General features: G+C 58.7%; 7 protein-coding genes. 6 read left to right on the top strand and 1 reads right to left on the bottom strand.

The genetic code is table 11. From position 1 onward, the window contains the following. Positions 1-129: 129 nt before the first annotated feature. The gene (pepN, locus tag RDA78_RS26080) at positions 130-2,775 is read right to left on the bottom strand and encodes an aminopeptidase N (protein WP_434052666.1); all 2,646 of its coding nucleotides are present in this window, start codon (positions 2,773-2,775) and stop codon (positions 130-132) included. 214 nt (positions 2,776-2,989) lie between these two features. Between pepN and RDA78_RS26075 the strand changes: the two genes are divergently transcribed. The 6 genes from RDA78_RS26075 to RDA78_RS26050 all read left to right on the top strand — a co-directional run bounded on the left by RDA78_RS26075 (position 2,990) and on the right by RDA78_RS26050 (position 11,285). Then, positions 2,990-3,487, top strand: coding sequence for a class I SAM-dependent methyltransferase (locus RDA78_RS26075; protein WP_434052665.1), 498 nt, complete (start codon positions 2,990-2,992; stop codon positions 3,485-3,487). 30 nt (positions 3,488-3,517) lie between these two features. After that, on the top strand, positions 3,518-4,708 hold the full coding sequence (locus tag RDA78_RS26070; protein WP_434052664.1) for a CaiB/BaiF CoA transferase family protein: 1,191 nt from the start codon (positions 3,518-3,520) through the stop codon (positions 4,706-4,708). A 24-nt stretch (positions 4,709-4,732) separates the two neighbouring features. After that, positions 4,733-5,329: an NUDIX domain-containing protein gene (locus RDA78_RS26065; protein WP_434052663.1), complete on the top strand. Its 597-nt coding sequence runs from the start codon at positions 4,733-4,735 to the stop codon at positions 5,327-5,329. A gap of 133 nt (positions 5,330-5,462) precedes the next feature. Then, positions 5,463-7,313, top strand: coding sequence for an adenylate/guanylate cyclase domain-containing protein (locus RDA78_RS26060; RefSeq protein WP_434052662.1), 1,851 nt, complete (start codon positions 5,463-5,465; stop codon positions 7,311-7,313). A 202-nt stretch (positions 7,314-7,515) separates the two neighbouring features. After that, on the top strand, positions 7,516-9,402 hold the full coding sequence (locus RDA78_RS26055; protein ID WP_434052661.1) for an ABC transporter ATP-binding protein: 1,887 nt from the start codon (positions 7,516-7,518) through the stop codon (positions 9,400-9,402). Then, on the top strand, positions 9,399-11,285 hold the full coding sequence (locus RDA78_RS26050) for an ABC transporter substrate-binding protein (protein WP_434052660.1): 1,887 nt from the start codon (positions 9,399-9,401) through the stop codon (positions 11,283-11,285). The genes RDA78_RS26055 and RDA78_RS26050 overlap by 4 nt, the downstream gene beginning before the upstream one ends. Positions 11,286-11,450 lie beyond the last annotated feature (165 nt).

Here is an 11,450-nt window from a genome sequence, read left to right as displayed (position 1 = left end):
CGGAGGTCACTCCGAATCACTTCCATTTGAATCAAATATGAGGTTTTTGTCCAGTCCCTTCCAAGAAGAAAATGGTTAACGCCTGGATTGAATCCGGGCGTTTTTGTTAACCTTTTCCAGTATTGCGCACTATTGCAGTGTCCGGTCGATGATATCGCGACTATCTCTCGACAGTTCTTCGCATGACGAAATCTTCAACAGTGCAGACTCCGCCAGCGCACAACGTTTGGACTCCAGCGCCCTCCACGAACGGAAGCTGGTCAACAGGCGCGAAGCGACCTGCGGATTGCGTTTGTCTATCTCCAGAACCGACTCGACGATGAATTCAAAACCTGTGCCGTCGACCCTTGCGAACTGTGTTGGATTGCCCGTTGCAAATGACTGCAGCAGCGCCCGCACCCTGTTGGGATTGGTTTCATCGAAGAGAGCGTCGGACTTGAGTGACCTGACAAGCTTGAGTGTGTCGGAGCCCGGAGCGGTTGCCTGGACCATGAACCATTTGTCCATGGCAAGGGAGCTGTTTTCGTGCCGCAGCCGATAGGCTTTCAGCGCCTCGTTTCTTTTCGGCATGCCGTCGTGAACAAGAAGTGTCAGACAGGAGATACGGTCCGTCATGTTGTCGGCATTGCTGAAGCGCTCCCAGACGCGTTGCGCTGTCTCTTCAGCATCCGATACCGCGAAATAGTGCAAGGCACGGTTGGACAGGGCGCGTTTACCGGCCGTTTGCGCATCGGGCGAGTATGTGCCGGTCGGCATGTGATCGGTCAGAGCCTTGAGCAGCGCAGAGCGATGCGTGAGCGCAAACTCCGCACGCAGGCGCTGGCGTGCCTGGTGAATGGCGTCCGGATCGACATCCTTTCCAATCTCCTGTGCGATGTCGGCTTCGCTCGGCAACGTCAGTGCAAGCGCCTTGAGAGCAGGATCAAGCTCGGCATCCTGCAGTACCGTCCCGAACAGGTCGAGCACGCTTTGTGAGGGGGTGAGTGGTTTTTCGCTGCGGGCCAGTTGCGTCAGTCGCAGGAGTTCCTGCATTGCCAGCGTCTGGACAGCCTGCCAGCGATTGAAGGGGTCGCGGTCAGAAGCTGCCAGCAGCTCCAACTCGTCTTCGCTTTGGTGCTGGTCGAGCCTCACTGGTGCCGAAAAGCCGCGCAGCAGGGACAGCACCGGCTTTGACGGCACGTCGGAAAAAACCACTTTCTGCCGCGCTTTCTCCAGAAGCATGGTGTCGTTAGCAATTTCGATGCCGTCCGCCGCACCGGTTTCCATGTCCTCACCGTTGGCGGCGACCAGACCGAACCGCAGCGGAATAAGCGCAGGTTTGCTGTTTTTCTGACCTGGAACTGGCGGGATCTCTTGCGCGAGATCGACGGTGAAGGTCCGGTTCCCTGGATCATGCCTGGTCTTGACGGACACGACAGGCGTTCCCGCTTGCTCATACCAGAGCGCGAATTGGGCGAGGTCCGTTCCCGTGGCGTCCTCGAAACAGGTCAGAAATGCCTCGATCGTCGTGGCGTTTCCATCATGCCGTTCAAAGTAGAGATCCAGTCCCTTCTTGAAATCCGCCGCACCAAGAACCGTTTTCAGCATCCGGACGACCTCGGCACCCTTCTCGTAGACGGTCGCCGTATAGAAGTTGTTGATTTCGTGATACGCGCGAGGCCGGACCGGGTGCGCCAGCGGGCCCGCATCCTCCGGGAACTGATGCGATTTCAGGAGCCTCACATCCGTGATCCGCTTGACCGGGCGGGAGCGCATGTCCGAGGTGAATTCCTGGTCCCGGAAAACCGTCAGCCCTTCCTTGAGGCAGAGCTGGAACCAGTCCCGGCAGGTTATCCTGTTGCCGGTCCAGTTGTGAAAGTATTCATGGGCGATCACCGCCTCGATATTGGCGTAGTCCTGGTCTGTTGCTGTTTCCGGGTCTGCCAGAACATATTTGTCGTTGAAGATGTTCAGACCCTTGTTTTCCATCGCGCCCATGTTGAAATCCGACACGGCGACGATGTTGAAAACTTCCAGATCATACTCCAGGCCGAAAGTCTCTTCGTCCCATTTCATGGAGCGCTTTAGCGAGTCCATCGCCCAGCCGCACATCGCTTCATTGCCATGTTCAACAAAGATATTCAGGTCGACCTGTTTGCCTGACATCGTCTGGTAGCCATCGGCAACACGGGCAAGGTCACCTGCGACGAGCGCAAACAGATAAGCCGGTTTCGGGTGGGGGTCGTGCCACACGCTGAAGTGCCGGTCGGAATTTTCAATTCTGCCGGCGTCGACGGGGTTGCCGTTCGCGAGCAGGATCGGACAATCCTTGCTGGAGGCTTCTATGCGGGTCGTGTAGACGGCAAGTACATCGGGGCGGTCCAGGAAGTAGGTGATCCTCCGGAAACCCTCGGCTTCGCATTGCGTGCAATAGGTGCCGGATGATCTGTAAAGCCCCATCAGTTTCGTGTTCGCATCCGGATTGATGCGTGTCGTGATTACAAGCTCAAACGGTTCCGCAGGCGGTGTGTGTATTTCAAGTCTTTCCGGGGTGACGGAATAAGCGCCTTCATCCAGCGCTTTGCCGTTGAGCGCGATGCCGACAAGCGTCAGTTCGTCGCCATCGAGAATGAGTGGAGCCCCGGCGTCAGTTCCGTCCCGGCTTGCAACGGAGGTAGCACAGACGACCTCCGTCTCGTTCGGTTGGAGACGAATGGTCAGGTGTACCGTGTCGATGCGATAGGCCGGTTGCTGATAATCTTCCAGCCGTATTGCCGGCGCCGTTTCGGAACGCATTCAGGTCTCCTGAGCTTGTTTTCTTTGGTTTGTTCCCGGGGCCGGAGTTGTCACCGGCCCTCTGGCTAACGCGTTACCATGATCGTAGATTATGGCAAAGTGCTGTTTCAGGGCGGCTTGGACAGCGTTTGTGCCCGCTCTGCGGGCGAGGCTTTTGACCTCCGGCTTCCGTTTGACTATGTGAGGGGCCACATGAGTCACAGGGATACGTTTTATGAGTCGTCTCGACAGCTTTATTCGCCGCATGACATCGCAGAAAATCTTGCTGGAACACCTCGTCGACAAGGTGAATGCGGTCGAGGGACCGGTCCTCGAACTGGGGCTCGGGAATGGCCGCACGTATGATCATCTGCGCGAGATCTATCCGGACAAGGAAATCTTCGTGTTTGATTTCGCGATGGACTGTCACCCAAGCTGTGCGCCCGACGCCGATCACATGATTCTGGGCGACATCCGCGACACGCTCGCTTTCTGCGGACCGCGCGTCGGCGCCAAGGCGTCCTTTGCGCATATCGATATCGGATCGGCTGATCCAACCAATGATTTGGCCATCGTCAATTGGCTGGAACCGCTGATCGATCAGCGCATGGCGGTTGGCGGCTTTATTCTGACGGCGCTCCGGCTCAATCTGCCGAATTTTGAAATCCTGGAAAAACCGGACGGTATTCATCCGGGGCGTTACCACATCTACCGCAAGACCGCGGAAGCCTGAGACCCGCTCACAACCACGGGATTTGAAAGTATGTCAGCGCCCCTGGAAGGCATCAAAGTTGTCGAACTTGCCAGAATTCTGGCAGGTCCTTGGACAGGACAAACGCTCGCCGATCTCGGTGCGGATGTGGTCAAGGTGGAGAGCCCGCAAGGTGACGACACGCGGGGATGGGGTCCCCCCTTTGTCAGGGACAGTGACGGCGCCGAGCGCGACGCAGCCTATTTCCACGCCTGCAATCGCGGCAAACGTTCGATCGTGGCCGACTTCCGGACGCGGGACGGCCAGGAAACCGTGCGGCGGCTTGTGGCCGGTGCCGACATCCTCATCGAAAACTTCAAGGTCGGCGGCCTTGTGAAATACGGGCTCGATTATGACAGCCTGAAACAGATCAACCCGAAGCTGATCTATTGTTCCATCACGGGGTTTGGTCAGGACGGCCCTTACGCGCATCGGGCCGGGTATGACTTCATGATCCAGGGAATGGGCGGGATCATGGATCTGACTGGTGAGCCGGAAGGCGCACCGCAGAAAATCGGTGTCGCGTTCGCTGACATATTCACCGGGCTTTACGGCGTGATCGGAATTCTCGCGGCTCTGCGCAGACGCGACCGGACGGGCGAAGGCGAATGGGTCGATATGGCGCTGCTCGATGCCCAGGTCGCCGTTCTGGCCAACCAGGCGCTCAACTATTTCATCTCCGGAAATGCCCCCAAGCGCCTAGGGAATGCACATCCGAACATTGTGCCCTATCAGGTGTTTCCGGCGAAGGACGGTCACCTGATCATCGCTGTCGGCAATGACGGCCAATTCAAGAGGCTGTGCGGCGTTCTGGGATTGCCGGCGCTCGCCGGGGAACCGAAATTCGCAACCAATGCCGCCCGTGTTGCCGCCAGGTCCGAACTCGTGCCCCTGATCAGTGCGGAGACGTCCGCACGTGCCAGGGACGATTTGCTTGCCGCGCTGGAACTGGAGGGTGTGCCTGCCGGACCGATCAATTCCGTCGCAGATGTTTTCAACGACCGTCAGGTCGAGCATCGGAACTTGAAGGTCGATCTGCCCGCAGATGGCGTTGCCGGCGGCAGCGTGTCGTCCGTGCGCACGCCGATCGCGTTCACGAACGGCAATCTCGTGCTGGATCGCGCAGCGCCGTCGTTGGGCGAACACACGCTGGAAATCTTGAATGAGCTTGGGCTTGGATCTCACGACACGCCCAGAACATGAACGCGTCAATTCGAGGACGTATCCTTGCCGAACGATACCGACTATCTGAAATTCATCGATCAAACGCTCCTGTCTGACAACTGGGGCAAGCTGACCCGCTACAGGTTCGACTGCCGGCGCAGCGACGGATCCTGGCAGGAACAGATCCGCGAGGCCTATGACCGTGGCAACGGTGTGACGTGTCTGCTCCACAATCCCGATACCGACTGCGTTCTCCTGACCCGTCAGTTCCGGCTACCCGTGTTGCTGAATGGCAAGGACCCGTTCCTGATCGAAACACCCGCAGGGCTGCTGGAAGGGGCAAACCCCGAAGAGCGCATGCGGTCCGAACTTGTCGAGGAGACCGGATACGAGGTGTCCGAGCTCGAACATCTCTTCGACGTGCACATGAGCCCGGGGTCGGTGACCGAGTATCTTTCCTTTTACAAGGGCACCTATCATCTCAATGACAAGGTCTCGGAAGGCGGCGGCGAAGAAAACGAAGGCGAGGATATCGAGGTGCTGCACATCCCGCTGAAGGAGGCGCTGTCGATGATCCGCAACGGTGCCATAAGCGATGCAAAGACAATTCTGTTGCTTCAGGAACTGGCGCTGCGGCAGTTCGCGGGCCAATCCGGGTAGCGCCGCGACGGCGGAACCGGCAGTCCGATTCTGTCTTAGCCTTAATTTGACGCAAATAGTCTGGCAGGTAAGCTACTGAAAGCAACAGGAGGATTTGCGCCGGATGGCCAAGGGCAAGCGCCAGGATCGACGGATGAAGCTACCGCTGACATCAATTGTCGGCATGGGCTTCGGAGCGTTTGTCGCCCTGGCCATCGGGCTGGTTCTCGGTCTGTCGGTCAGCGCCAACTTCAGCAACACCTTTTCCCTTCTCAACGACAAGACGATCCTGAGTACGGATGCGCTCGAATCGCAATTGCGAACGCACTTCACGTCCGTCGAGAACGCTGTTGTCGGCCTCAAGCCCTATTTTGACGACGGCACTCTGCGCGTCGACGACCCCGAGCGCACGCTGGAAGATCTGTCGATCGCGCTGAAGTCGAACAGCGACGTGACGACGCTTGCGGTCACGGCGCCCGACGGAAAACGCCTCGGCATCTACCGTGCGCCAACGGGAAAGCTGTGGCGCATCGAGACCGACGTTCCACCACCGGGAATGACGCCGAGCAGTTTGCCGGCGCTTCAACCGGACAGCCCGCCGACCTGGGGCGCGCTCGTTGAACACGAGGTCGGTCTGTTTGCGAATGTGTCCGTGCCGCTGGTGAGAGACGGTACGTTTATCGGAACGCTGACAGCGGCGAGCTCCATGGAAGATCTGTCGCACATCGTCAGGGCACAGGATGAAGGCCAGGACAACACGGTGTTCATCCTTGACGGATCCGGCCGCGTCATCATGCATTCGGATGCCGACCGCCTGCAGACCGGCGGCGCGATCGAGAACAAGCTGCCCGAAGCCTGGCAGAAGATCGGCGATCCCGTGCTTGCCGCGATGGCAAGCGAGCAGCCGATAGACGAGTTTCAGAAGGCTGCGGAACTCGGCATCGACGTGTCGTTCGTCGAGGCGAACGAAGACGAATACATCATGATGAAGGCATCGCTGGACGGGTTCAGCGACCAGCCCTGGACAATCGGCCAGTATTATCAGAGCGCAACTGTGTCCCGGGAGGTTCGCAGGCTGGCCGGGTCCATGTTCGTCGGCTTCGGTGCCCTGGTGATTTCGGTGCTGATCGCTTTCTGGCTCGGCCGAAGGGTTGCACGACCGCTGCGCAATCTTGCGGTCCAGTCTGAAAGGGTAGGCAGCCTGTCGCTCAACGAGGTCGAACCGATGCCGCGCAGCAGGGTCGCGGAAATCGATCAGGTCGCGCTCGCCTTCAATTCCATGGTCGAGGGATTGAAGGCCATGAACACCTACGTGCCCCGGTCGCTCTTCATCAAGCTGATGCGGCTGGGTGGCGGTGACGCGGCACAGGCGCGGGAAGCTGAATTGACAATCCTCTTTACCGATATTGTCGGCTTTACGGCCCTGTCCGAGCACTTGAGCGCGGAAGAAACGGCCCGTCTCCTGAATGATCACTTCGCCATTCTGGTGGAAGCTGTTGAATCGGAAGGCGGAACGGTCGACAAGTTCCTCGGTGACGGCATGCTCGCCTTCTGGGGAGCGCCTGACGAAAGACCCGACCACGCCGAAGCGGCCGTGAGGACCGCGCGTCGTATCGCCGTTGCGCTGAAGGAGTCCAACAGGCGATCCCGATCGGAAGGGCACCCGGTGATCAATACCAGAATCGGCATCCACACAGGGCCGGCAGTCGTGGGAAATGTTGGAGCGCTCGACCGTTGGAACTACACGGTCGTGGGTGACACGGTGAACGCAGCGGAACGGCTTCAGACGCTCGGCAAGGAAGTCGACGGCGAACCGGAGCTGACGATACTGGCCAGTGCAGATACCGTCTCCAGGCTGCCGCACGAACGCAACAAGCGTCCCGTTGGTGCGCACCACCTGCGCGGACGCAGCGGGTTGATGGAGGTTTACTGGATCGAACCCTATCCGGAAGCAGCTGCGGATACGTCGGACGAGGAGAAGCTTCCCGTTTCAGCAGCCGAATAACGGCATCAAATCACCTTTTCTTTCAGCACTTGCGCGCAAGATTCTGAAAAAAAGACAGGATTCTGATCAAAGTGATGAATATCGCAGCGCAATTCGCTGCATTTCTGCATTGCTAATCAACGGCGAATTTGGTTGTCTTTCTAATGCAAAAAAGGCTTATTAAGGCTCTCGCAGACAATCCTTGCCGGGGAGGAAACGCGCGGTGAATGTTCTCTCGATCGAGGGACTGACGGTTGACTTTAATACGGCGGAAGGCCGTGTTCGGGCTGTTGACGACGTTTCCTTTGTCGTTCCCGAGAACCGAACGGTCGCTCTTGTCGGTGAATCCGGCTCCGGCAAGACGGTAATTTCCCAGACGATCATGGGATTGCTTCCCCAGGCGGCCTCGATCTCGTCAGGCAAGGTGATCCTTGCCGACCCGACCGGGACCGAACCGCCGGTCGATATTGCAGGGCTTGAGCGCAAGGGCCCGGAACTGAGGCATCTGCGCGGCAACCGTGTCGCAATCATTTTCCAGGAGCCGATGACATCCCTGTCGCCGCTGCACACGATCGGGGATCAGATCGGCGAAGCCGCGCTGCTGCACAGAAATGTCTCGGGCGCGGAGGCGCGCGAACTGACCTCTGAAATGCTGCGGCTGGTCCAGTTCCCCGACCCGGAGCGTGCCCTCGATACCTATCCCTTCGAATTGTCCGGCGGGCTTCGCCAGCGCGCGATGATCGCCATGGCGATGATCTGTCATCCGGCGCTGTTGATTGCCGACGAACCAACCACGGCACTGGATGTCACCATCCAGGCCGAAATCCTGAAACTCATCCGCGAGGTGCAGTCCGAACTGCGCATGTCCGTCCTGATGATCACGCACGATTTCGGGGTCGTTGCGAACATGGCCGACGAAATCGCCGTCATCTACCACGGCCGGATCATGGAAAAGGGAACGGCAAAGCAGCTCTTTTCAAATCCGCGACATGACTATCTGAAAGCGCTCTTGAACGCGGTTCCCAGTTTCCACATGGACAAGGAGGAGCGCCTTGTCCCCATACGTCCGATCGAGTTGAAATCGGAAGACCTCACCAGCAACAGGCCTCATTGCGATGTGGAACCGGGCGAGCCGCTGGTCGAAATGCGCAACGTCACCAAGAAGTTTTCATTGCGAAAAGGGTCTCTTCTGAGTTCCAAGACGAAGACGATGACCGCCCTGGACAATATCAGCCTGACGATCCGTCGCGGTGAATGCCTTGGCCTTGTCGGCGAGTCCGGCTCCGGCAAGACCACCGCCGCGAAAGCCATCTTGCGGGCGCTCAGTATCGAGGGGGGAGAGGTCCTCTACAATCGCGGCAAGGGACTGGAAGACGTCGCCAAACTCAAGGGCGCGGACTTGATGGACTACCGCCGCCGGGTGCAGCTCATCTTCCAGGATCCGTTTTCCTCGCTCAACCCGCGCATGACCATCAACGACACGCTGCTTGAGCCGTTTGAAGTGCACGGGATCGGGACTCAGCAGGAACGCGCAGAGCGCGTGCGCAACCTGATGAGCCTGGTCGGCCTCGATCCGAGATTCCTGCGCCGTTATCCGCATTCCTTCTCGGGAGGCCAACGCCAGCGCATCGGCATCGCGCGCGCACTTGCGCTCAACCCGGAGTTCATCTTGTGCGACGAACCGACCTCGGCGCTGGACGTCTCGGTTCAGGCGCAGATCCTGAACCTGCTCCAGGATCTGAAGCGGGATCTCAACCTGACTTACCTTTTCGTCAGCCATAACCTGGCCGTCGTCGACTACGTTGCCGATCGCATTGCGGTCATGTGCCGTGGCCGTCTTGTGGAGTTGGGTGAAACGCGCACTGTCGTCGGCAACCCGCTTCATCCTTATACGAAGGCACTGTTGTCGGCGGTGCCTGAGCCCGACCTGTCGGCACCGTTGGATTTCGCTGCGCTTGACGCCAACAGGGCGAGCGAGCCGCATCTATGGCCGGACCCGTTCCGGATTTCCGACGGTACAGTGCCGTCGCTGGTGGAAATGGAGCCAGATCATTTTGTTTGCGCACCCGGACTAAAGAATCCCGGGGCACTTGAGGGGACTGCAGCATGAAATTTGTAAATCTGAAAGGGGCGGGGCTGCTGTTAGGTGCAGCCCTGGCCGCAACGCCGGTGGCGGCGCTGGAACTGAAGGAGACGCCTGGTCTTGACGCTTCGCTTCCACCGATCGCCGAGCGCCTTCCTTCCGAACCGCTCATTGTCGACATGAAAGCCAAGGGACGTGAAGTCGGCAAGCACGGCGGATCTCTCGATACGCTGATCGGCCGCGCCAAGGACGTGCGCCTGATCAACGTCTGGGGATATGCGCGCCTGGTCGGCTACAACGACAAGCTCGAACTGGTTCCGGACATTCTTGCGGCTGTCGACGCGGAAGACGGCAGGATCTTCACGCTGCATACGCGCGAAGGTCACAAATGGTCCGATGGCGATCCCTTCGACGCCGAGGATATCCGTTATTATTTCGAGGACATCGTCAGTAACGAAAACCTGACCCCGTCGGGCCTGCCGCCGTTTCTGCTGGTAAACGGAAAAGGTCCGAAATTCGAGGTACTCGACGATACGACCGTCCGCTTCACCTGGGACGAGCCCAATCCGCTGTTCCTGCCGGAACTGGCAAAGTCCCGCCCGCCGTTCATTTACCGGCCGTCCCACTACCTGCGGCAGTTCCACGAAAAATACGGCGACGCGGACTTCATCACAAAGGAAGCGGAGAAGGTGAAAGCGCGCAGCTGGGCGCCGCTGCACAACAAGAAAGACGACATGTACAATGCGCGCAATGTGGACCTTCCGACATTGCAGCCCTGGGTCCGCAAGCGCGACGACAGCGATCTGCGCTTCATCCTGGAACGAAACCCCTACTACCACCGCGTCGACAGCACCGGTCAGCAGCTTCCCTATATTGACGAAGTCATCATGACGGTGGCCGACGGCAAGCTGATCCCGGCAAAAGCGCAGGCCGGCGAAAGCAATCTGCAGGCGCGGAACCTGAGTTTTTCGGACATCACGGTCCTGAAGAAGGGTGAAAAGCAGAACGACTACAAGACAGCACTCTGGTCCAACAGCAAGGGATCGGAAATCGCCATTAAGCCAAACCTGACGGTCAAGGATCCGGTCTGGCGCGATCTCGTGCGCGATTCGCGGTTCCGCCATGCCTTGTCGCTCGGAATTGACCGGGTGCTGCTCAATCGTGTTCTGTTTTTCGGTCTGGGCACACCAGGCAATGACACCGTCCTCGCGGCCAGCCCGCTTTACAAACCCGAGCTCACGAGCAAGTGGGCGGACTATGATCCGAAAAAGGCCAATGCGCTTCTGGACGAGATCGGCCTGACAGAACGGAACGATGACGGAATCAGGCTCTTGCCCGATGGCCGTCCGCTCGAGATCATCGTCGAAACCGCCGGCGAGGCACAGGTTCAGGAAGATGCCCTCGAACTGGTCAGCGAGATGTGGGGCGAGATCGGTGTCAAGCTTTTTGCAAAGCCAAGCCAACGCGACAACATGCGCGAGCGCGCCATTGCGGGCGACCTCCTGATGTCTGTCTGGTGGGGCTTCGAAAACGGCATTCCAACCTCGGAAATGCCGCCGTCCGATTATGTTCCCGTCCGTGGTGATGAATTGTCCTGGCACTCCTGGGGCGACTATTACGAAACCCGGGGCGAGGGCGGAGAAAAACCCGATTGGCCGCCGGCCGAGCGGTTGATGGAACTCTACCGGTCCTGGCTTGTGTCAAAGACGCCGGAAGAGCGCACCAAGATCTGGGACGAGATACTTCAGATCCACGCCGAGGAGACCATCCATATCGGCCTTGTTTCGGGTGTCCGTCAGCCGGTCGTCATCAAGGGTGTCAAGAATGTTCCGCTGGAGGGGATCTATGGCTGGGACCCGGGCGCTCATTTCGGCATTCACCGGATGGATGAGTTCTATTTGAGCGAATAGGACCGCTTGATGTGGTCTGCAAGAAACGTGCGGCAAACCGAATACTGTGTTGTCAGGTTGGAATCGGTTTGCCGCGCGGGCGTTTATCCGGACTTGTTGACTTGCCAGAATGCGGGAAGACGTGGTGAGCTTGCGGGAAACGTGAACCGGAGTTTCCGGTTCGAT

The sequence above is a fragment of the Roseibium sp. genome (assembly GCF_051016195.1).
Classification (GTDB): domain Bacteria; phylum Pseudomonadota; class Alphaproteobacteria; order Rhizobiales; family Stappiaceae; genus Roseibium.
The sequence above is the reverse complement of the archived record's forward strand: the minus strand, read 5'-3'. Positions and strand labels throughout refer to the sequence as shown.

Coding starts and splice junctions, on each gene's coding strand:
- pepN (WP_434052666.1), bottom strand. CDS start 2,775: ATGCGTTCCGAAACGGCGCCGGCAATACGGCTGGAAGATTATCAGCAA.
- RDA78_RS26075 (WP_434052665.1), top strand. CDS start 2,990: ATGAGTCGTCTCGACAGCTTTATTCGCCGCATGACATCGCAGAAAATC.
- RDA78_RS26070 (WP_434052664.1), top strand. CDS start 3,518: ATGTCAGCGCCCCTGGAAGGCATCAAAGTTGTCGAACTTGCCAGAATT.
- RDA78_RS26060 (WP_434052662.1), top strand. CDS start 5,463: ATGAAGCTACCGCTGACATCAATTGTCGGCATGGGCTTCGGAGCGTTT.
- RDA78_RS26050 (WP_434052660.1), top strand. CDS start 9,399: ATGAAATTTGTAAATCTGAAAGGGGCGGGGCTGCTGTTAGGTGCAGCC.